We start from the raw sequence: 22,628 nt of genomic DNA, 5'->3' as shown, positions 1-22,628 counted from the left end.
TATGATTAGGGCTTTCATTCCATCGGTAAGAGGATTGAAAGCCCTTGCTATCTATTTTATTAAGATGATCGAACTCTTCTTTTAAAACCTGAACACCAGTGGCATCTTTCTTCCAAAGCCAAAAGCTTTCGACGAAACGCGAAGGACTGGGGCAAACTGGAATCGCTTATACTCGTTCATGTTTACCAATCGAACCACCTTGCGAACGACTTCGGGGCTGTATCCAGCAGCCGCAATTGCCTGCTCATCGTCCTGTCTTTCGATATATCTAAATAGGATGTCGTCGAGAACGTCGTAGTCGGGCAGCGAATCTGTATCCTTTTGGTCGGGACGAAGCTCTGCCGAAGGCGCTTTAGTTAGTACGTTAACTGGAATAATCTCCTTGTCCTTGTTGATAAGCTTTGCCAGCTCGTAAACCTGTGTCTTGTAAACATCACCAAGAATCGACATCGATCCGTTCATATCGCCGTAAAGCGTACCGTATCCAACGGCAGCCTCGCTTTTATTGGTGGTGTTGAGTAGAAGATTGCCGAACTTGTTGGATACTCCCATGAGCAGCGTTCCTCTAATGCGCGCTTGGATATTCTCTTCGGCAACGTTTAATGGAAGATCGCCAAAGATCGGAGCTAGCATGCTTTCGAACGCCTTAAATCCTTCCTCGATGGTAACGATATCGTACTTAACGCCCATTCGTTTTGCCTGCTCCACAGCATCATTTACCGAGTGATCGGAAGAGTATCTCGAAGGCATCATTAGCACGCGAACGTTTTCTGCTCCTATGGCTTCGGCGGCAAGGGCAAGCACAAGCGCCGAATCGATTCCCCCCGAAAGACCAAGAACTGCGGTCTTAAAGTTCATCTTAGCGAAGTAGTCGCGTATGCCTAGCACAAGGGCTTGACGAATTCGCTCGATGGAAGATGTCTTTTCGAAGTGATCTGGCTTAAGATTATTGGTGTTGATAACCCTATAGTCCTCTTCAAATGACTTTAGGGCTTCGCATAGCTCGCCATCGGAAGAGAGAACCATCGATGAGCCGTCGAATATCAAGTCGGTGTTGGCGCCTACCTGGTTTACGTAAACAACCGGAAGCCCGTAGCGACGAACGTTGCCAAGAAATACGGAGAGCCGTTCCTCTACCTTGTCGTGCGAGAAGGGCGAGGCGGCAATGTTGATAACAATGTCGGGGTTTAGCTTCGAAAGATTCTCCATTGGAGAGGTTCGGTAGAGCTGATTTTTACCAAAACGGTTGCTGATGGGCTGATCGTCCCACAAATCTTCGCAAATGGTAATGGCTAAACGCTTTCCCTTGTACTCTACAATGTTAAACTCGCAGTTTGGCTCAAAGTAGCGGTACTCGTCGAAGATATCGTAGGTAGGTAGAAGCGTTTTGTGAGCGATGTGCTTGATTTCGCCGTCGGCAATAAAGTAGGCGCTGTTGAAGAGCATCTTCCCCTTCTCGTAGGGGTTAACGCTGGGCGCACCAACAATCACTGCGATGCCAAAAGAGTTGGCAACGATCTGCATAATAGCAATCTCGCAGCGCTCTACAAACTCGCGGCGCTCTAGTAAATCGTGTGGAGGGTAACCGCACACGGCTAGCTCAGAGAAAACAACCAAATCGGCACCATCGGCTTTCGCTTTGGCGATGTTCTCTAAAATCTTGGTTGTATTTGCTTCGAAATTATTTACGTGATAGTTGAGCTGGGCAAGTGCTATCTTCATCTCCTTATCGTTTAGCATTTCTAATTGCCTGCTAAATTACGTATTTGTTTTGGAAGACCGCACTTTGTAACAGTGTATCTGCTGTTGCTCTATGGTGGGGTTGTTTAGTTTACTTATTGGTTATAGATATGGATGCTGTTTTGTGCCGATGGTAGGTAGCTTATGCCAAACCAGCAAATCAGAAGGATAACAAATGCAGCCGCGAGCGACCAAAGCGCGGCATCAACTCTATTACGATGCTGGTAACGAAGATGGATGTAGGTTAGATATCCGAGCCATGTAATAAAAGCCCACGTTTCTTTGGGATCCCAAGTCCAGTAGTGGCCCCATGCCTCTTTTGCCCAAAGTGCGCCGAAAATCAAGCCCATGGTTAAAAACGAGTATCCTACGTAAACAAGGTTGTCGGCAACGTAAAGCAGCTTCTCGTCAAACTGCTGTCTATATCGAGCGTATATGCCGTACAATGCCACAAGTGATGAGGCTCCAAGCAGGGCATACGAAAAGATGTAGACAACCACGTGAGGTATAAACCACGGGCTTTGAAGCGCTGGCATCAGCTCCTTGCTATGCGTTTCGGGCTTTGCAAGATTAATGATGATAAATACAACCGCCATCATGGTGCTGTAGGAGAGTATCCATCGGTAGCCCCATCGGAAGTAGATGATTGCACCAATAAGCGGGGCGAATAGGGTGTACAATAAGCGGGTTTCTCCTAAGGTGCGCATCGGGGGACGTTCCAGTTCCATCCAAAGGGTTACGATGAAAAGGCCAATCGTAAGTGTCCCGATGGTGTAAATCAGGGTTGAGGCTGTTGTTCTCTTTTGTTTGTAGGAGAAGAGGATTCCTAAAAGCCAAAAGGCTATTGCTGCTGAAGCAAAGTATATAAAACTATTCCACATGTTTTGCCCTATTTTGCTTGTTTGCATTCCAGAACATGGTTAGCGAACCGAGGAGTAGAAGCACGATTCCCGAATAAACAACAGGGAGCCATGGATCTTTAACTAGTTCAATGGTGCTGTACGAAGACCACTTTCCTTCCTTGTCGTTATATCCCAGCTGGTAAAGCTTCCATCCGTTAACAGAAAAAGGCTTATTAACCTCGATTATTGTGCTAAACTGCTTCCCGTCTTTGGTGAAAATGGTGACGTTCGATTCAAACTTTTTGGGTTCTGGGCTTTTAAGTACCAGCCCCACGGTATCGTTCAGGTATAATGCTTTATGGGGAAATGCAAAGCTGCCGCTGCTCACCCATCCCGATTTTTCGGTGTTGGAATTCTCCGTTTTTGCCTTGATGAATGCTGCAGGTGAGGTTCCGGGCATGTAAACGTGCTCGAACTTGTCGACTTTAACGGGTGCTGCATCTGCAATGTACCGCTGCGTTTCGATAGCGTAGCGGCCAATCATTCCTTTGGCGTTCTTCCCTTCAATTGCGATGAATTGAGGTTTACTCAAAGGAAGCGCATCGCCCGTTCGGGTGTCAATGGCGTATAGTTTTGGGGGATATTCCTCTATCTTGAAATCGTTTAATTGGATGGCGATGGGCATTTCGTAAATCACGCCCATAGCATCGCTTGCTCGCCATTCTACCTTTCCCTCGTATATGGTCATCTTCAGCCTTGCTATATCACCGCTACCTAAAACGCCGGCAACAAGCACTACCCATAGGCCAAGATGGTTGAGCACAAATCCAATATTCTTTGCTTTTAGGGGGATGCCTCTTTTTAGAATCGTAACGGTTAGAATGGTAAGTAGGAATAAATAAAGAAATGCAAAGTACCAGGTTTGGGTGATGTTGTCGAGCCCAATTAGGCTCAGCATTTCCGAAGATTCTTGTCGCGGAGTATCGTGTTGAGGCGTTAGCCCCATTAGAATTACAATAAAGCCGAATGCTAGGATGGTGGTTATGGCGGTTGGCGTTGCCGATAACCAGCGAACCATGCCGCTTTTGTTGGCGAAGATAAATGCCATCCCGATTAGAGCAATGAAAAAAATGCTTAAGTAGATGTTGTACGGGAAGGCAAAGATGGCTCGGCTTATCGGCCCTACTGCGATTTGAAGGAACAGCCCTATAGCTAAGAGTCCGATGCAAAATGCTGCTGCTTCCTTGTATGCCCAAGGGGCTTGCCATATCTTTCTTTTGGTAGGCATAGATGTGGTTTGCTAGAATGGTTGTGGTTTGTGTATTTCGGTTTATGCCGATTTAGTTAAGGGAACCTTGAAGATGCTGCATGGTTCCCTTGTTAATCAATGTCGGTTAGTTTACCGACACTAGCCGTTTCTTAGCCTTAGCCTCCTTGATCCAATGAGGAACGGTTTGCTCGAGAAACTGCTTTTTTGCTTCCTTCTCCTTCTTAATGTCTAGCCCGATGTATTTCTGGGCTTTCTCCTTAGTCGATAGGTCGGGAAGAGGAACATCACCAGAAAAGCCTAGCGCGGCAAGTACTTTGCTAACCGATAATCGGGCCTGCATGGCCTTGTCGAGCCCATGGCTAAGGATGCGCTGGATCTCAATGGGGGCATGGAACGCGGCACCATGCGATGCAACGGCAAAATCCCAGCGCCATTGTGCCTGTCGGAGCAGCTTTAGCGTTTTCTCCATTTGCTTTTCGTTTGCCCCTTTGTCCCAGGCAAACTTTGCTTCGAGATGGGCCTTAGAGAGCTCTTCCTCGAGCCTATTGCGTATTTCGTTTGCCTTACGCTGCCGCTCGTAAACGTTGTTGCGCAGCGTCTCCTCCGACTCGCGGTGGCAGTTCTGGCAGGTGTTGTTGATCTTTGCCAGCGGGCTCATTACATGGTGATCGGTGAACTTAACGCCGCCCTCCGTTTTGTAGGGCATGTGGCAATCGGCGCACGAAACGCCGCGTTGGGCATGAATCCCCAGCTGGTAGATTTCAAAATCGGGGTGCTGCGCCTTTAGCATTGGTGCTTTGCTTACGGCATGTGTCCAATCCGAGAACTTTACCTCGTCGTAGTACTTCTCAATCTCCTCGGCGGTTGTTCCTTCATCCCAAGGGAACGTGAGGTACTTACCCTCTCCTTTAAAGTAGTACTCTACGTGGCATTGCGCACAAACCAGCGAGCGCATCTCCTGGTGGCTGGTCTTGGTTATATCCTTTCCCATCCTTCCGAACGCCTCGACAAGCGCAGGTCGGGTAATGGTGAGGTTCATCGTATTTGGGTCGTGGCAATCGGCGCAGCCAATTGGGTTCACAACTTCGCTTCCCCATGCCGCCCATTTCGCCTTATAGAACTTTTCGATTCCAACGGAGTCCATCAGCCGGGGAACATCCGGACTTTTACAGGTCCAGCATGTGCCGGGTTGAGGTCCATCCTCTGAGGTTTTTGGAGTACCGGTTCTTAGGGTGTTTGTTATATCTTCAACTGCATGCATGTGTCCTCGTGGCGAGGCGTAATCTTTGGAGAAGGCGTAACCTGCCCAAAGGATTACCATGTTTGGCCTTTCCGCTAAAACATCCTTTTGCGTATTCCCGTTAAACTCGCTTTCGAAGTTGTCCTCTGCCGTTCGTTCCCAGCTTTGGTATTCCGATGGGTACACCTCTCCCCAGAGCGGATTCCTCGATTCCAACTTCTTTATCTTACCTTTGGCAATCTGTACGATTCTGGCCTCCGCCCGTCGCTCCACAAGCGACGATGCCAGCAAGCCCAATAGGAACACAACCACCATGGTGCCTAGGAACAAGGCCCAGCCAATCCAAGGTTTTTCTTTTATCTTTTCGTTAATGCTTTTCATGGGGTGCTTTATTTTTTGTTTTTCGTTTCGATCAGTTCGTTAAGCCATTCGGGAACCGGCGATTCGGGTAGCGGCACAATGGCGTTTTCGGTGGAGGAGGTGTTGTGAACGGTTCCATGGGCTATTTCGCGGTGGCAATTCCAGCAAACCTTGCCTTCGCCTCGTTTGGCCATCTCGTTGGTTACGGTAGAAAGGCGTACGTTCTCGTTAAGCATCGTATGGCATCGGATGCAGTTTTCCTGCACCACGGTTCGGCTAGGGTCGGTAATGATAATGGTTTGAGGTTCCATCCGCATCGTGAAGATGGCGGCGTGGCGCATCCCATCTTTAGCCTTGAAAAAGTACTTGCGAGCAACGTTATCGTGCGGTACGTGGCAGTCGTTGCAGGTTGCCCGCTCGCGGTGCGAGCTGTGGAACCAGGTGGCGTACTGCGTACCCATTAGGTGGCAGTTAACGCAAACCTCGGGTTTGTTGGAGAGGTAGGAGTGCGCCTTGGAGATGTAGAAGGCGTAGGACGATAGCCCGGCAAAGATGCCGAGCGCAACAACCACCGTAAGCCTCCATTCCTTTGGGGGTGTAATCAGCTTGATTAATCTATACACGGCGTATAAATTGTTGATGACTGGTTAAATATAGCAATATTTATTATCCAAGTAAATGGTTGGTTAATAGTTTTGGGATGGTAGCGAAAAGAAAGCCTCTAAGAGATTCTTGGGCGGTGTCGGGGGGCGTTCTGTTTTGCAGGAAGGTTGTTTAGCTCTAGACAGACGCTATGCGGCTTGCAGGGAGGTTATCTAGTTCTAGACAGACGCTATGCGGCTTGCAGGGAGGTTGTCTAACGCTAGACAGGCGCTATGCAGCCTGCAGGAAGGTTGTCTAGTCTTAGACAGAGGCTATGCACCTTGCAGGGAAGTCGTCTCGTTCTAGATAGAGGCTGTGCACCTTTTGGGGAGGTTTTCTATCCGTAGGTTGGAGCTACGCGCCTTGTACAAAGGCGTCTGCCCGTGAAGCAAAAAGAAGGTATAGCTGCAAGAATGGCGATCCCGTTGCCGAAATCGCCATTCCTTGGTTATGTGTTCGTGATTAGAACATCACCCCAACCTTAAACGAAACGTTGTTGAGGTTGATGTGCAGCGACGAGTCGTTAACCGTATTGGTAAGCCCGTTGTTGTAGGTAACCCCTAGTATTAGCGCAACGTTCCCCCCAAGCGAATATTCCGTTCCTATGCCAATTTGATAGCCTAGGTTTAGGAAGTTTATTTCGCCATCGAGCGTTTCACCATCAAGGGCAGATTGTCCTCCTATTGTGGCGTTGTGCCCTGAACCTGAAAACCCTTTAGACTTTAGAAGTACCGACGTTTTAAAGCCTAGGTTGGCGTAAAAGGTGTTGTACCCTATAGGGTTTGTTTTAAGTTTTATACCTATGGGTGCGGTGAGATACTGAAGGCGATACTTCATGCTCTCGCCAGGTGTAATTTTGTACTTCTGATCCTTGGTGTCGAGGGTGTAGGTTGTACTAGGATCTAGGTTGTACTTTAGGTATCCTCCGGTGCTTTCAATAAATACCCCCGAATAAACGGCATAGCGGTCGGCAAAGTACCTCTCAATGTTTAATCCAAATGCGATACCAGGAATTGATCCATCTCCTTCCGCCTTTTTGCGGTCCGATCCGAACCAGGATACTTGAGGATCTAAGGTTACCCCAAAACGGACTTGAGCGTGTGCCGGTAGAAGGAACGAAAGTGCAAACAGAGCAGTTATTGCAATCTTCTTCATTGGTAAATGCTATTTTTAGAAAGTTAAATGCTGCGTAAACGTTATTGGCGCTTTTGCGCTTGGACAAAGTTAGTGAAAGAAATTGCCCATTCCATATGTAGGCCGTTTAAAGTTGAACGAATGGCTCGCGGCTTGCTGCAAATGCTATTTAATGTAAAAGAATTTCGTGCGTAAAGTTGTAGTTGTACATTTGCAAAAACCTTTAAATAAATGAGAAGAAAGTTGGTTTTACTCACCATGGTAGCGGCTGCAATTATGGGGGTAAGCTGCAATAAGAGTAAAACAGGCGCCCCCCAAGCTGCCGATGTAAAGCCTGCCGCAAAGGCTGTAGATGTTAAGATACTTCGATTTGATAAGGATTTAGCCGCATTAGATGTAAATAATCTCGCTCCATCAATTCCAACCCTAAGGAAAAGGTACGGAGGCTTTATAGACTTATACTCCGATGGAATTCTTGGAATCGGTAAAACGTCTGATCCTCGCTACATAGAGGGGTTGCATGCATTTTTAACCTATCCGGTTGTTCGAGAGGCCTTCTCCGCAAGCTCTAAGGCGCTTACGCCCGAAGTCGTTGAGATCTTAGAAAAAGAGCTTTCGGCAGCCTTTACCCTTTATAAGGGCACCTTCCCCTCCAAGGCAATCCCCCAAACATTTTTCACCTACGTAGCAGGTTTTAACCAGTCGGTAATGATTACAGATGATGCACTGGGCATTGGAGTCGACAAGTACCTAGGCGCTGGCTATGTTAACTACCCAAGTTTAGGCTTTCCTCGTTACCTTACCCTAAAGATGGTCAAGGAAAGGATTCCCGTTGACATGATGTATGCTTGGGCAAATAGCGATTTCCCCATCCGAAAGGAGAGTGAACCTTTGCTATCGCACATTGTTTATCAGGGCAAATTAGAGTATCTGGTTAGTCAAATGCTTCCTGAGGCTGCCGACACCTTGGTTTTTGGGTTTACGCAGAATCAGATGAAGTGGTGTAAAAAAAACGAAAAGATGATGTGGGAATATTTGGTAGCCCAAAATCTGCTGTTTAACTCAGAAAGCTTCGTGCGAACTAAATTTATCGAGGAAGCTCCCTTCACCAACGTTTTTTCCACCGATTCTCCTGGCAAAGCCGCCGTCTGGTTAGGTTTTCGTATTGTTTCGAACTATATGAGAAATACCAAGTCGACCTTAACAGACTTAATGAAGGAGGATGATTACCAAAAGATACTCGCTGCAGCAAAGTACCGACCATAGCTTTAGCTGAATGTCGCTGATAATTTTAAAAAATAGCATAATGAAGAGAGACATTGAAATAGCCCAGGAGGCGGCAATCGAACCGATTGTTGAGATTGCAAAGAGGCTTAACGTGTCGGCTGACGATCTTGAACTTTACGGGAAGTATAAGGCAAAGCTTCCGCTTAGCTTGATAGACGAGGATAAGGTAAAGAAGGCAAAGCTTATTCTTGTTTCAGCAATCTCGCCAACTCCCGCAGGTGAGGGAAAGACAACCACCTCTATTGGTTTGGCAATGGCGATGAATAAAATCGGAAAGCAAACTGCTGTGGTGCTTCGTGAGCCTTCGCTTGGTCCTGTATTTGGAATTAAGGGCGGTGCAACTGGTGGCGGATACTCGCAGGTTATCCCAATGGAAGATATCAACCTACACTTTACTGGTGATTTTGCGGCTGTTGAAAAGGCGCACAACCTGCTTGCTGCTTTAATCGACAACAATCTTCAGAGTAAAAAGCATAACCTGAACCTCGATCCCCGAACCATAGCGTGGAAGCGTGTTATGGACATGAACGACCGCTCGCTTCGCGATACCGTAATCGGATTGGGTGGCACCGCAAATGGGGTTCCCCGCGAAACCGGATTCGACATTACAGCTGCATCGGAGGTTATGGCAATACTTTGCCTATCAAAGAATATCGCCGATTTAAAGGAAAAGTTAGGTAACATCTTTGTGGGGTTTACCTTCGATGGTAAGCCTATTTATGCGCGCGATCTTAACGCACATGGGGCTATGGCGGCCCTTCTTAAGGATGCCATTAAGCCAAACCTGGTTCAAACCCTCGAAGGAACACCTGCGCTTATCCATGGAGGTCCTTTTGCCAATATTGCCCAAGGAACCAACACGCTGGTGGCAACCAAAATGGGAATGTCGCTATCCGACTATGTTGTCACTGAGGCAGGGTTTGGTTTCGATCTTGGTGGCGAAAAGTTTCTAGATATAAAGGCTAAGTATGCAGGGTTATCTCCTGTTGCAGTGGTGCTAGTCGCTACTACACGTGCGCTTAAGTATCATGGAGGCTTATCGCTTAAGGAGGTTGGTAGTTCAAATGTTGAAGCGCTGAAGAAGGGGCTAGAGAACCTTGAGAAGCATATCGAGAATGCAAAACTCTTCAATATAACTCCGGTTGTAGCCATCAACAAGTTTACCAACGATACGCCCGAAGATATGGCCGCTATTGTTGAGGTATGCAAGCGTCATGGTGTTATGGCCTACGAGGCTAACGTGTGGGCTGAGGGTGGCAATGGTGCGTTGGAGTTGGCTAAGGCTGTTGTCGAAATAGCAGAAGCATGCAACACGCAATTTCAGCCTCTATACGATTGGAACGAAAGCATCGAAAATAAAATATCGACTATTTCGACTCGAATATACGGTGCTGATGGCGTCGACTACCAGCCAAAAGCGAAGTCAGCCCTAAAGAAGATTGCTTCTCTAGGATTGAACCATCTGCCTGTTTGTATGGCTAAAACGCAAAAATCGCTTTCTGACAATCCAAACATGCTTGGTAGACCAAAGAATTTTACCATCACCGTTAGAGATATCGAAATTGCCGCTGGTGCAGGTTTCGTTGTACCAATTACAGGCGAAATGATGCGTATGCCAGGCTTACCCGAAGAGCCTGCGTCTAATAATATCGACATTGATAGCAATGGCAATATCTCTGGACTATTTTAGATCGTCCTTATAGAAAAAGTAAATAGGCTGCCTCAAGTGCAGCCTATTTCTTTTATGATTGTTCGGACTTTTAATACGATTTTATAGTACGACTAAATTCCTGCTTTTAGGTAGATTGGTCCATCAAGGCCAAGAGGGAAACCTGTTAAATACCAAATAGATATTATAACAATCCACACCAACAAGAAAATTATTGTGAATGGTAGCATCATCGATATTATGGTGCCTATTCCGTATCGTTCATCGTATTTCTGCGAGAATGTAACAATAAGGGCAAAGTAGCTCATCATTGGAGTAATTACGTTTGTTACCGAGTCTCCAATTCGGAAGGCTGCTTGTGCAACACCTGGATGGTAGTTGAGCAACATAAACATTGGCACAAACACAGGGGCCATGATTGCCCACTTTGCAGAGGCGCTACCCATGAATAGGTTGATGAAGGCCGATAGCAGCACAAACCCAATAATCAGAGGAATTCCAGTGAGTCCTATTGATTTTAGCCATGCGGCGCCATTAATTGCCAATACTATGCCGAGGTTGCTCTCTTTGAAGAAGTATACAAACTGCGCAGCAAAAAATACCAATACAATGTAACCACCCATGCCTTTCATAGAGTGGGTCATGTGCTTAACTACATCCTTGTCGTTTTTGATACTACCTGTAATGATTCCGTAGATGAGTCCTGGAACAAAGAAGATTAGGAAGATAGCGACCACAATACCTTTGAAGAAAGGGGAGTGTAGTATTCCTCCTGTTTCAGGATCGCGTAAAAGACCATCTTCAGGAATGATAGACCAAGCAAGCAGTCCGCATATTGCTAATGCTCCCCATCCAGCCCAGCGTAGCCCTTTCTTCTCGCGTTCGCTGAGTTTTTCAATTTCGAGCGGTTGAAGCTCTCCTGTGTAAGTTCCTAAACGAGGTTCAACAATCTTTTCGGTAACAAAAGTACCAACTACAACAACCATGATAGCAGATGCTACCATGAAGAAGTAGTTTACCATTGGGTTTACCATTATGGAAGGGTCAATGATGTTGGCTGCTGAGGTAGAAAGTCCTGCAAGAATAGGGTCGACAGAGCCAATTAGGAAGTTAGACCCGAATCCTGCACTTACACCGCAAAAGGCTGCCGCAAAACCTGCCATAGGATGGCGTCCGATGGCATGAAATATCATGGCACCAAGGGGAATTAGTATTACGTAGCCGGCTTCTGAAGCAAGGTGTGAGAATATTCCCGCTACGATAATGGCTGCTGTAATCAAACGCTTAGGCGCTCCCAATACTAGCTGCCGAACCAGAACTGTAAATAGCCCAGATCCCTCGGATACCCCGATACCAACCATTACTACTAGTACTAATCCTAATGGAGGAAAATCAACAAAGTTCTTTTCTACATTAGTCCAAATCCATCGGATTCCATCGCTGGTGAGAAGGTTCTTTACCTTTACAATCTCTCCGGTTACAGGATGTTCTGCTGTAAGCCCCAATGTGGCAGCTACGGCCGATAGAAGTACAATTAAAAGGGCCATTAAGGCAAACAATGTTGCCGGGTGGGGGAGTTTGTTTCCCACTCTTTCTACGCTATCCAAGAATCGGTTGAATAGCGAAGCTTTTTGAACAGAGGTACTCATTAAAAGTGCTTGTTTTAGTTGTTAAATGGTCCAAACGTGCAATCATTTATGGGCGCAAAGAAAAGGAAAACTGCTACTTTGCAATCGCTTGATGAACGCGATATGTGAAAAACATGTTAAATATGGAAACTATTTAGTGATTATTCGCTTGTGTAGCCTTTGTTGTAATGTGATTATTTTTTGTAAATGTTTAATTATCTATTACATATAACGTCTTAAACTTGTATGGGCGTTCCCTTTGAGTAGTCATATTTTCATACCTATATGAAGGTAACAATCACTATATTTGGTGCGACTTATTTGACTCTAAAACTAAAACCATGGAAAAAACTGTAAGGGAGCATCTTCTCTGCTTGTTGAAGACGGAAGTAGTTCCTGCTCTCGGATGTACAGAACCAATTGCAGTTTCGCTTGCTGTTGCTAAGGCTAGGGAGGCTTTAGGTGAACTCCCTGATGCTGTTGAAGTATTCGTTAGTCCTAATATCCTTAAAAATGGAATGGGGGTTGGCGTTCCTGGAACAGGAATGGTTGGGTTACATATAGCTGCTGCATTGGGTGCGCACTATGGCAATTCTTCTATGCTGCTGGAACTACTTGTTGGCTTAACCCCAGATATCGTAGAAACTGCAAAGACCTATGTTGGTTCGAAGCATGTCACTATAGGCGTTAAGGATGGTATCGATAAACTGTACGTAGAGGCCATCTGTCGTAAAGGCGATCAGACGGGTAGCGCATACATTAAGGGCGCACATAGCAATATTGTGTTGGTAAAGCGTAATGAAGAACTTCTTGAGGGTAGTTTGGAGACTATTCTTCCATCCCAAATAAATTCTGATGCCGTTTCTCTTGCTCCTGCAATTTCTGTAAAACTGATCCACGAATATGCTACTACGGCACCTCTGGAAGAGATTGAGTTCATATTGGAAGGAGGAGTGATGAACAAGCGTATTTCCGACGAGGGATTGCGCGGCGATTATGGCCTTAAGGTTGGTAAGTGCATGAAGAGTAAGATGGATGCAAACATGCTAAAGGACGACCTGCTTACCCATGCCATTGCGGTAACTACGGCCGCCTCGGATGCCCGAATGGCCGGAAATCAGCTTCCTGCAATGAGCAATTCGGGTAGCGGAAATCAAGGAATAACCGTTATGCTTCCGGTGGTTGCTACTGCCGAAAAGTTGAATTCGTCTAGAGATGAGTTGGCTCGTGCTTTAGTGATTAGCAACCTTGTTTCTATTCATATTAAGTCGAAACTTGGGCGTCTCTCGGCGCTTTGTGGTGTTTCTGTAGCGGCAATGGCCTCGTCGTGCGGTATTGTTTACCTCTTTGGAGGATCGTACGAGCAGATGACCTACGCTATCAAGAATATGATTGGAAACCTAACTGGAATGATTTGCGACGGAGCCAAGGTGGGCTGTTCGCTAAAAGTTTCTTCGGGTGTGTCTGCTGCTGTAAATGCTGCCCTGTTGGCATTGGACAATATCTGCATTCAGGAAACCGATGGAATTGTTACTGATGATGTAGAAACATCCATCGATAATCTTGCAGAGTTGGGTGCCGATGGAATGAGGGAAACCGACAAGATGATTCTTGACTTGATGCTTAAGAAGTAGTAGTACTATGCTTCATATAACAAAAGGGCTTCCGTTTACGGAAGCCCTTTTGTTTGTAATTATATTTCTTGCAGATCAAGATACTTGATGTGGTCGATTAGCAGGCTGGGCCTGTTAAGGTCGCCAGCTTGGCAGTAGTAGTACTCGTGCTCTAGCCGCTTATTCCCATTAACAATGGCACCTGCAGGTAGTATCTGGCCATTATTCTTTAGCTGAATAATCTCCTCCTTGGTAAGATATCCGGTAACCTCGAATTTGAACGAGGGGGCAAAAACAATCTTCTTTATTTGTTCTTTATTGATCTCCTGATTTTTTGAGAGCTTAAAGTTCTCAAAAAGGTGAATTACTCCTGGTTTGATGCGGGTAAGCACAAAGTAGTCGTACTGGATACGATGCTTCTTTCCATTTCCGTAGCTGGCATCCGCATTCCAGAACTCTGTGTCGAGAAGTAGCAGGTTTGAGTAGTATGGAATCGCTTTTACTAAAAGGCGCTTGTTGTGATTTACCAAAAGCTCAAAGTTTTCGTACTTGTCGGCTTCCCACTCTATGCCTTTGGGATGTCGTACAGATACCCCGTTCATGTCTAAGTATTTCTTCATTCCAATCTCACACAGCTTGCCTCTGAATGCTTTCGCAAAATCGGCTACATTTTGCTGTTTGTTGGATCCCCAAAATAACGACGCCAAGTTCTTCTTCTTGCCAACGGTGTGCGCAAAGGCAAATTCAAAGGCTTCGTCTAAGGCGCTTGTCAGAATAAAATCGCTCTTGAATTCTTTCCCTTGGGTTGTTAGGTACGAGATTTCAATATTTTCTTGTTCATTAGTCATATTCGTAGGTATTGGTACTGCCCTAAATTTAGCATAAACAATCCAGTAAACCGATATTTTTACGCATTATTTTGAGTCGTAGCCTCAATCTTTTGCGTTAGGAAATGTGGATTGGAGTACAAAGCGGGATGCAAATGGCTATCTTTGTTATAAACCAAAAATATGTAGCATGCTTTCGTCTATTTTGGTAAGAAACTATAGGTGCCTTAAATTCCTGAAGGTTGACCAGTTTTCGCATGTAAACCTTATTACAGGGGAAAATAATACGGGGAAATCGACATTGCTCGAGGCTATTTCGCTTTTGGTAAGCCAAGGTGAGGTTGGTTGGATATTTAAGCTGCTCTCGGAAAGGGGCGAATACTACCGACCCGAATCCGATAACGATAATACGGCTTTTAACCTGAAATCGCTGTCGTCGCTTTTTTACGATAGGTTGGTTGCTGTTGACGATGTGGAAAACAGCATTGCCATTTCGGCTAGTGGTAGTGAAGGTGTGGATAGCAGCCTATCCATTCGTGTTGTGGAGATGGGGAATCAGCACGCATTAGGGTTAGAGGTTGCTAATGCAGGTCAAAAGGCAATTATGCCTCTTTTTATCGATCATCCCTCGCGCTTTTACTGTAACATAAAACCATCCTACCCATTTCAGCTGGTGCGAACCAGCACCAACTATAGGCTCAACGAGCAGCTATGGGATCAGATTATCCTTACCGAAAAGGAGAATTTTACCATAGAGGCGCTCCGAATTGTTGATCCAAACATAGAGCGTTTGGCCTTTATTCAGATAGATGCCTCGGGCTACCGAAAGCCTGTCGTAAAGCTAAAAGGACGCGATGGTATAGTCCCTTTGTCGGGGATGGGAGATGGAATTAACCGGGTGCTTTCTATTGTGCTGGCGCTGGTAAACTGCATTAATGGAGTTCTACTTGTTGACGAGTTTGAGAATGGGCTTCACTATCGCGTTCAGCATAAGCTGTGGGAGGTGATATTTAGCATGGCCAACAAGCTCGATGTGCAGGTGTTTGCAACAACTCATAGCAACGACTGCATAAATACCTTTGAGCAGCTGCTTAACGACGATGTGCACATTAACGATGGAAAGCTCATTCGTCTCGACAATAAGGATGGAAAGATTGTTCAGGTGGAGTTTGACCCCGAAGAGATGCGAATTGCCACCGAGCAGCGTATCAACCTTCGTTAGAAAAGTTTTGCTGGTATGGATACTAGGACAAAGGCAAGTAGAAAGCTGCTCGTTGAGGGAAGCGACGATCAGCACGTTATCTTGGCGTTGTGCAGCAAGCACCATCTTCCTGTAACCTTCGAGGTGGTTGACAATCGTGGTGTAAGCAATCTTTTAAAGAGCATTGGCGTTTGGCTTAAGACTTCATCTTTAGAAACGTTGGGGATGATTCTTGATGCGGATGAGGAGATTGACAGGCGCTGGAGCGAGGTTCGAGGAAGACTGGAGAAGGCTGGCTACGAACTTCCCGATAAGCCGATGAGGGGAGGTACTATTCTTCGTCAGAGAGGGCTGCCTGTTGTTGGCATCTGGCTAATGCCCGATAATGCCTCTAGCGGGATGCTCGAGGATTTTCTGAAGTACCTGATTCCCGAAGGAGATTTGCTCCTGCCCGAGGCCGAGCGTACCCTCGATAGGCTCGAGATGGAGCGCATTAACGGCTACAAGCATGTGCATCGGGCAAAGTCGTTGCTGCATACCTGGCTGGCATGGCAGGATAGCCCAGGCATGCCCATCGGGGTTGCCATTACGCACAGCTACCTCGATACCAACTCAGACCTTGGCTACGAATTTGTGGAGTGGCTAAGGGAACTGTTTGGATAGGATGATTTAGGATAAGTATATAAATATAAGTATATAAATAAAAGAAGAGGCTCCATTATAATAGAGCCTCTTTCTTATTATCGTGCGATTCGGTATAACTTCCGTTTAACTTCAGAATAAATTCCGAATAACTTCTGTTCCTAGTAGCGGTAGTGCTCGGGCTTGTAAGGGCCTTCCACCTTAACGCCTATATAGTCGGCCTGCTTTTTCGAAAGCGTGGTAAGCTTAACGCCCAGCTGCTCGAGGTGTAGGCGAGCAACCTCTTCGTCGAGATGCTTTGGTAGGCGGTAAACGTCAACCTTAAGATCTTTCTCCCAAAGCTCGATTTGAGCAAGGGTTTGGTTGGTGAACGAGTTGCTCATCACGAACGATGGGTGACCAGTAGCACAGCCTAGGTTAACCAAGCGGCCTTCTGCCAATAGGAAGATAGCGTGCCCATCGGGGTAAACATACTTGTCAACCTGTGGCTTGATGTTAATCTTTTGGATGCCTTCCCAGCTGTTGAGGCGATCTACTTGGATTTCGTTATCGAAGTGACCAATGTTGCAAACGATGGTCTGATCCTTCATGCCAGCCATGTGCTCGGCAGTAATGATGTCGCGGTTACCGGTGGTGGTAACGTAGATGTTTCCTTCTGCAAGGGTATCCTCGGTAGTTTTTACCTCGAAGCCTTCCATTGCAGCCTGAAGAGCACAAATTGGGTCAATCTCGGTAACGATTACGCGGGCACCGTATGCACGCATAGAGCGAGCACAACCCTTACCCACGTCGCCGTATCCGCAAACAACCACAACCTTACCGGCAATCATCACGTCGGTAGCACGCTTAATACCATCAGCAAGCGATTCGCGGCAACCGTAAAGGTTGTCGAACTTGCTCTTGGTAACCGAGTCGTTTACGTTGATGGCAGGGATCAGCAGCTCGCCGCGCTCCATCATCTGGTATAGGCGGTGAACGCCGGTGGTGGTTTCTTCCGAAACGCCCTTCCACTCGGCAACGGTGCGGTGCCACTTGCCGTGGTCATCCTTTAGGATTTGCTTAAGCGCATCGAGGATAACGCTCTCCTCGTGGCTACCTGGGGTATAGTCGAGCACCTTGGCGTCGTTTTCGGCAGCGTATCCCTTGTGGATAAGCAGGGTTGCATCGCCACCATCGTCTACGATGAGGTTTGGACCCTTACCACCGGGGAACGATAGCGCCTGTGCGGTGCACCACCAGTACTCCTCGAGGCTCTCGCCCTTCCATGCAAATACAGGAACGCCAGCAGCGGCAATGGCAGCAGCGGCGTGGTCTTGAGTCGAGAAGATGTTGCAGCTGCACCAGCGTACATCGGCACCTAGGTCAACTAGGGTTTCGATAAGCACGGCGGTTTGGATGGTCATGTGCAACGATCCCATTACGCGGGCTCCCTTTAAAGGCTTTTTACCTTCGTATTTTTTGCGGATAGCCATCAATCCTGGCATTTCCTTTTCGGCAATTTCAATCTCCTTACGGCCAAAATCGGCTAGCGATAGGTCGGCCACCTTGTAGGGAAGCTTTTCGTCAATTGTATATGAAAACATACGGATGAATTTTTGCCGCTAAGGTAGCGATTTATAATTAATAGGATGCCGCTTTGTTTGATGTTACGTTAAAAGGGATGGGGCATGATTCCCTGGCAGATTAATCTTCCGAAGCGGTAGCTGGCATCCCTTCCTTTAGTGGATGCTCGACGCAAGAGGGCAATGCTCGAGATGGAGGATGCAAGGAGAGGGTTCTCTTCCTCGAAAAAGAAATGCTGCTATCTGGTGCTTGTCACGGAACCGAGCATGGCAGGTTCGGCGTAGCCTCGCTAGAATAGCCCTATGGGCTTCTTCGGATGAACGCGAGATTCCGGTAACCTCAATCTATCCCTATTTTGATATTCGTAGCTCTACGGAAGAGCTGATCGGTACCTGTTTTGAGATCCGTAGTTCTACGGAAGAGCTGATCGGTACCTATTTTGATATCCGTAGTTTTACGGAAGAGCTGATCGGTATCTATTATGATATCCGTAGTTCTACGGAAGAACTAATAGGTGCCAGTTTTGATATCCGTAGTTCTGTAGATAAACTAAATGGTACTAGTTTTGATATTAGTAGTTCTGTGGATAAGCTAAATGGTGCCAATTTTGATATCCGTAGTTCTGCGGAAGAAATCATCGGTATCTGCTTTAGAACCCCTAATACAGCGGAGGTGCTAGCTGGTGTGGGTGGGGAAATTCGTGGTGGAGTGTCCGGTTGGGGCATAAATGGCTTCGGCCCCTCTAGCGATGAGTGCTACACCTCCAACAAGAAAGGCATCCTGCATAGGATGCCTTTTCTTTTTTACGGCCTGCGATTATAGCAGCGCGTTAAGCTTTTCAACCAGCTTGGCCTTTGGAACAGCGCCTACCTGCTTGTCCTTCACCTCGCCGTTAACGATGAACAGCACGGTTGGGATGTTGCGGATGCCGTACTTAGCCGAGATGGAAGGGTTGTCGTCTACGTTCACCTTTCCGATAACGGCCTTGCCGTCGAACTCGCCGTGCATCTCCTCGATGATGGGAGTTAGCATGCGGCAAGGTCCACACCATTCTGCCCAAAAGTCTAGTACTACAGGCTTGTCAGCCTTTGCTACCAATTCTTCGAAGTTGCCTTCGTTAATTTCTAGTGCCATATTGTGTTGTTTTTAATTGTTTCGTCCGCGCTACAAATGTACCAATTTGCGGTATATGGTGTTTCGCAAAGTGCAAAATATTGCGTCTACATAACAGGGCTAGTCCACCAGCTTAAAGTTGATGCTGTTGTGCTGCAGGTAGTCGATAAACTCGTGGCTAAGCCCTACCCTAAAGGTGCGCGAGTGCATCTCTACGGATAGCTTATCGGCTGGGTCGACCAGCTTCACCTTAAGGGCGATGTTGCCCTTGCAGGTTTCGGCGTAGGTTCGGATCTCGGCGGCGATCTCGTCGGTGATGCTGAAGATGGGCAGGGTAATCTGGATGCCCTTCACCATCTCGTCCTTTACGTTGGGCAGCTGGCGGATGACCTTAATCTTGGCCTCGAACTCGCCTGGGCGGAAAGGGTGCGGGTTCACCGATCCGCGGATCAGCAGCGAGTAGCCCTCGTAGAAGAAGCTGCGGAACTGCTCGTAGTCCTTCCCGAAGAGGGTAAACTGGTAGCTGTCCTGGTAGTCCTCCACGGTTATCGATCCGTAGGGTTTGCCCGTTTTGGTCATCAGGTTTCTGGCCGTGGTTACCATGCCGGCCACCGAGAAGTCGCGGCCCACCATCGAGGGGAGGTCGTTGAGGTCGGTTAGCGTGCAGTTGGTGAAGTTGTCGATCTCAATCCGATACTCATCTAGCGGATGCGACGAGAGGTAGATGCCCACCACCTCTCGCTCCTTGTTCAGCGTCTCGAGCTTATTCCACTCGGGAGCGTTGGCCGGAGGCTCGGGTTTCTGTATGATTTCTGCCGATGCGATGGCCCCAAAGAGGCTGTTCATGGCGTTGTTCTTCTCGTTTTGCAGGCGGTTGCCGTAGCGGATCAGGTTTTCGATGAAGGTTACATCCTTGTTGTCCGTAGCAAAGTAGGCCGAGCGGGGTAGGGGACTCAGGCTGTCGAATCCGCCGGCAAGAATCAGCGTTTCAAGGTTCTTACGGTTGGCAGCGCTCAGGTTAACCCTTTCCACCACGTCGTAGATGTCCTTAAACGGACCGCCCTGTTTGCGGGCCTCTATGATGGCGTTTACGGCGCCCTCGCCAAGTCCCTTCACGGCGCCTAGCCCAAAGCGAACGTGTCCCTGGCTATTCACCGAGAACTTGTAGCTACTCTCGTTGACATCAGGACCCAGTACCGATATGCCCATACGCTTGCACTCGTCCATGAAGGTGGTAATCTTCTTGATGTCCGAGAGGTTGCGGCTCAGCACCGCCGCCATAAACTCCGAAGGGTAGTGTGCCTTCAGGTAGGCGGTTTGGTACGATACGTAGGCGTAGCAGGTAGAGTGCGACTTGTTGAAGGCGTACTGCGCAAAGGCCTCCCAGTCGGTCCATACCTTTTCCAGAATCTTGGCGTCGTGGCCGCGCTCGGTTGCTCCCTTGATGAAGTCGGCCTTGAGCTTGTCCATCACGTCCTTCATCTTTTTTCCCATCGCCTTACGCAGCGTATCGGCCTGTCCCTTGGTAAAGCCGGCCAGCTTCTGCGACAGGAGCATCACCTGCTCCTGGTACACCGTAATACCGTAGGTGTCCTTCAGGAATTCCTCCATCTCGGCAATGTCGTACTCGATCTTCTTTCGGCCGTGCTTACGGTCGATAAAGTCGGGGATGTACTCCAGTGGGCCCGGACGGTAGAGGGCATTCATGGCGATAAGGTCCTCGAAGCGGTTGGGCTTAAGGGCGCGCAGGTACTTCTTCATACCCGGCGACTCGAACTGGAACAGTGCGGTGGTATCGCCACGGGCGTACAGCTCGTAGGTCTCCGCGTCATCCAGCGGTATCTTATCTATATCGATGATCTCTCCCTTGCTGCCCTCGATGTACTCAAGCGCATCCTTTATAATGGATAGCGTTTTAAGTCCAAGGAAGTCCATTTTTAGAAGACCAACGTCCTCCACGTGCTTGCCGTCGTACTGGGTAACCAGCAGGCTGGCATCCTTGTGGGTGCTTACGGGTATGTAGTTTTCTAGGTCGTCTCTGGCGATGATGATACCACAGGCGTGGATCCCCGTTTGGCGAACAGAGCCCTCTAGGGTTTCGGCAAAACCAAGGGTTTTGGCGATAAGCGGATTGGGCGAGGTGCGCTCCTGGTTTAGCTCGGGAACCTCGTCGAAGGCTTTTGCCAGCGTGGTTCCTGGTTTTTCGGGAACCATCTTGGCGAGCCTGTCGGCTTCGGGTAGCGGTAACTTCTGTACGCGCGCTACGTCCTTGATGGCCATCTTGGCCGCCATGGTACCAAAGGTGATGATGTGGGCAACGCGCTTTTCGCCGTACTTGCGCACCACCCACTTGAGCACCTCCTCGCGGCCATCTTCGTCGAAGTCGATATCGATATCGGGCATCGAGATACGGTCGGGGTTAAGGAAACGCTCAAACAGCAGATCGTACTTCACCGGATCGATATTGGTAATCTTTAGGCAGTAGGCCACGGCCGATCCTGCCGCCGATCCACGGCCTGGGCCAACCGAAACACCCATCTCGCGTGCTGCACGAATAAAGTCCCATACAATAAGGAAGTAGGATGGGAATCCCATCTTCTCCATGGTGTCGAGCTCAAAGTCGACGCGTTCTTTTATCTCGCCAGCGAAATCGTCACCCCAGCGCTCTTTGGCACCTTCGTAGGTAACGTGGCGCAGGTACTTCATGTCGTCGTTGAAGCTTTCGGGGAGCGGGAATACCGGCATAAAGGGCTTTTGGTTTAGGTCAAAGGCCTCGATCTTGTCGGCAATCTCCTGTGTTGTTGCAATGGCTTCCGGGTAGTCCTTAAATAGTTCAGCCATCTCCTCAGGCGACTTAAGGTACTCCTGCTTGGTGTAGCGCATGCGGGTCGGGTCGTCGATGTCCTTTCCCGTATTTAGGCAGATGAGCAGGTCGTGTGCATCCGCATCCTCGGCATTGGTAAAGTGCACGTCGTTGGAGGCAATGTACTTTATCCCCGTTTCCTGCGATATCTTTTTGATAACCTCGTTAACCTTTTTCTGGTTTTCGAAGATCTCTGCGTTAATTTTAGGGTCGCCCGATTGGTGTAGCTGCAGTTCCATGTAGTAGTCGTCGCCAAAAATGCTTTGGAACCACTTGGCTACTTTTAAGCCAGCCTCATATCCGTCTGACATGATAGCCTGTGGTAGCTCGCCACCAAGGCAGGCCGAGCAGGCAACAATCCCCTCGTGGTAGCGTTCCAGCAAATCCTTGTCGATACGGGGCTTGTAGTAGTAACCCTCCGTCCACGAGTAGGAAACAATCTTCATGAGGTTCTTGTAGCCCTCGTAGTTTTTGGCTAGCAGGATAAGGTGATCTCCACTTCGGTCGTCCTTGTCGCTCTTATCGAAACGGCTGTTTTTGGCAACGTAGGCCTCTACGCCAAGGATCGGCTTAATGCCCACATCCTTCGCCTTTTTATGGAAAAGCTTTACCCCAAACATGTTTCCATGGTCGGTAATGGCAATTGATTTCATTCCCCTTTTTGCAGCAGCCTTTAGAATTCCGGCAATGCTCGCCGCTCCATCGAGGATTGAGTATTGAGTATGTACGTGCAGGTGCGTAAAATCGGCCATATCAGTGTTGTTGATGTTGGCTGTGTAAACAGCCTTTGGGCAATAAAGTTAGCGATATTTTTTTGTTGGCCGTGGCGACAAATTTTTGGAACGACGTTGAATGTTTTAGAACTCTTCTATTTTGCTGATTGCTAGATGTGCAAAATTCTAAACTCTTTTCTCTTCTTTGAAGTTTGTTGCTCGGAAGCCGATTGTTGATATGTAAGCATAGAAGTTGATAATTCGTTGAAACGCTATCCGTT

At 47.7% G+C, this 22,628-nt stretch carries 17 protein-coding genes; 6 read left to right on the top strand and 11 right to left on the bottom strand.

The window, feature by feature from the left end; genetic code table 11:
* Positions 1-81 precede the first annotated feature (81 nt).
* The 6 genes from CLV25_RS02240 to CLV25_RS02215 all read right to left on the bottom strand — a co-directional run bounded on the left by CLV25_RS02240 (position 82) and on the right by CLV25_RS02215 (position 7,249).
* A complete protein-coding gene (locus CLV25_RS02240; RefSeq protein WP_131838006.1) occupies positions 82-1,722 on the bottom strand; it encodes an NAD+ synthase in 1,641 nt (546 codons plus the stop codon).
* Positions 1,723-1,835: 113 nt separating this feature from the next.
* On the bottom strand, positions 1,836-2,621 hold the full coding sequence (gene ccsA, locus CLV25_RS02235) for a cytochrome c biogenesis protein CcsA (RefSeq protein ID WP_131838005.1): 786 nt from the start codon (positions 2,619-2,621) through the stop codon (positions 1,836-1,838).
* Positions 2,611-3,870: a cytochrome c biogenesis protein ResB gene (locus CLV25_RS02230; protein ID WP_131838004.1), complete on the bottom strand. Its 1,260-nt coding sequence runs from the start codon at positions 3,868-3,870 to the stop codon at positions 2,611-2,613. The genes ccsA and CLV25_RS02230 overlap by 11 nt, the downstream gene beginning before the upstream one ends.
* 106 nt (positions 3,871-3,976) lie before the next feature.
* Positions 3,977-5,473 carry an ammonia-forming cytochrome c nitrite reductase gene (nrfA, locus tag CLV25_RS02225; protein WP_131838003.1) on the bottom strand — a complete coding sequence of 499 codons (1,497 nt, stop codon included), beginning with the start codon at positions 5,471-5,473 and terminating at the stop codon, positions 3,977-3,979.
* A gap of 8 nt (positions 5,474-5,481) precedes the next feature.
* Entirely contained in the window at positions 5,482-6,075 is a 594-nt protein-coding gene (nrfH, locus tag CLV25_RS02220) for a cytochrome c nitrite reductase small subunit (protein WP_131838002.1), read from the bottom strand.
* Positions 6,076-6,556: 481 nt separating this feature from the next.
* Positions 6,557-7,249: a porin family protein gene (locus CLV25_RS02215; RefSeq protein ID WP_131838001.1), complete on the bottom strand. Its 693-nt coding sequence runs from the start codon at positions 7,247-7,249 to the stop codon at positions 6,557-6,559.
* 210 nt (positions 7,250-7,459) lie between these two features.
* On the opposite strand from CLV25_RS02215, the gene gldB reads away from it, so the two are divergent.
* Together gldB and CLV25_RS02205 are read left to right on the top strand one after the other, a co-directional pair.
* Positions 7,460-8,494: a gliding motility lipoprotein GldB gene (gene gldB / locus CLV25_RS02210; RefSeq protein ID WP_131838000.1), complete on the top strand. Its 1,035-nt coding sequence runs from the start codon at positions 7,460-7,462 to the stop codon at positions 8,492-8,494.
* Between the two features lie 40 nt (positions 8,495-8,534).
* A complete protein-coding gene (locus CLV25_RS02205; protein ID WP_131837999.1) occupies positions 8,535-10,205 on the top strand; it encodes a formate--tetrahydrofolate ligase in 1,671 nt (556 codons plus the stop codon).
* Positions 10,206-10,297: 92 nt separating this feature from the next.
* Here CLV25_RS02205 and CLV25_RS02200 read toward each other — a convergent pair whose 3' ends face one another.
* Positions 10,298-11,833 (bottom strand): AbgT family transporter, encoded by a 1,536-nt coding sequence (locus CLV25_RS02200; protein ID WP_131837998.1) that lies wholly within the window; start codon positions 11,831-11,833, stop codon positions 10,298-10,300.
* Between the two features lie 320 nt (positions 11,834-12,153).
* Between CLV25_RS02200 and CLV25_RS02195 the strand changes: the two genes are divergently transcribed.
* Entirely contained in the window at positions 12,154-13,446 is a 1,293-nt protein-coding gene (locus CLV25_RS02195) for an L-cysteine desulfidase family protein (RefSeq protein ID WP_131837997.1), read from the top strand.
* A 59-nt stretch (positions 13,447-13,505) separates the two neighbouring features.
* On the opposite strand, the gene CLV25_RS02190 is transcribed toward CLV25_RS02195, so the two are convergent.
* Positions 13,506-14,273 (bottom strand): hypothetical protein, encoded by a 768-nt coding sequence (locus tag CLV25_RS02190; RefSeq protein WP_131837996.1) that lies wholly within the window; start codon positions 14,271-14,273, stop codon positions 13,506-13,508.
* A gap of 169 nt (positions 14,274-14,442) precedes the next feature.
* On the opposite strand from CLV25_RS02190, the gene CLV25_RS02185 reads away from it, so the two are divergent.
* Both CLV25_RS02185 and CLV25_RS02180 read left to right on the top strand, forming a co-directional pair.
* A complete protein-coding gene (locus CLV25_RS02185) occupies positions 14,443-15,474 on the top strand; it encodes an AAA family ATPase (RefSeq protein WP_131837995.1) in 1,032 nt (343 codons plus the stop codon).
* A 15-nt stretch (positions 15,475-15,489) separates the two neighbouring features.
* The gene (locus tag CLV25_RS02180; protein WP_131837994.1) at positions 15,490-16,116 is read left to right on the top strand and encodes a DUF3226 domain-containing protein; all 627 of its coding nucleotides are present in this window, start codon (positions 15,490-15,492) and stop codon (positions 16,114-16,116) included.
* A gap of 140 nt (positions 16,117-16,256) precedes the next feature.
* Here the strand turns inward: CLV25_RS02180 and ahcY are convergent, their stop codons facing one another.
* Complete coding sequence (ahcY, locus tag CLV25_RS02175; protein WP_131837993.1) at positions 16,257-17,678, bottom strand: adenosylhomocysteinase; 1,422 nt, start codon at positions 17,676-17,678, stop codon at positions 16,257-16,259.
* Positions 17,679-17,856: 178 nt separating this feature from the next.
* Here ahcY and CLV25_RS02170 point away from each other — a divergent pair, with 178 nt between their 5' ends.
* The gene (locus CLV25_RS02170; RefSeq protein ID WP_131837992.1) at positions 17,857-18,480 is read left to right on the top strand and encodes a hypothetical protein; all 624 of its coding nucleotides are present in this window, start codon (positions 17,857-17,859) and stop codon (positions 18,478-18,480) included.
* Here the strand turns inward: CLV25_RS02170 and trxA are convergent.
* Positions 18,475-18,792 (bottom strand): thioredoxin, encoded by a 318-nt coding sequence (trxA, locus tag CLV25_RS02165; protein ID WP_131837991.1) that lies wholly within the window; start codon positions 18,790-18,792, stop codon positions 18,475-18,477. The genes CLV25_RS02170 and trxA overlap by 6 nt on opposite strands.
* A gap of 99 nt (positions 18,793-18,891) precedes the next feature.
* Positions 18,892-22,386 (bottom strand): DNA polymerase III subunit alpha, encoded by a 3,495-nt coding sequence (gene dnaE / locus CLV25_RS02160; protein ID WP_131837990.1) that lies wholly within the window; start codon positions 22,384-22,386, stop codon positions 18,892-18,894.
* Positions 22,387-22,628 lie beyond the last annotated feature (242 nt).

Source organism: Acetobacteroides hydrogenigenes, from assembly GCF_004340205.1.
Classification (GTDB): domain Bacteria; phylum Bacteroidota; class Bacteroidia; order Bacteroidales; family ZOR0009; genus Acetobacteroides; species Acetobacteroides hydrogenigenes.
Note: the sequence above shows the minus strand (reverse complement) of the source record. Positions and strands in the feature narration are given on the sequence as shown.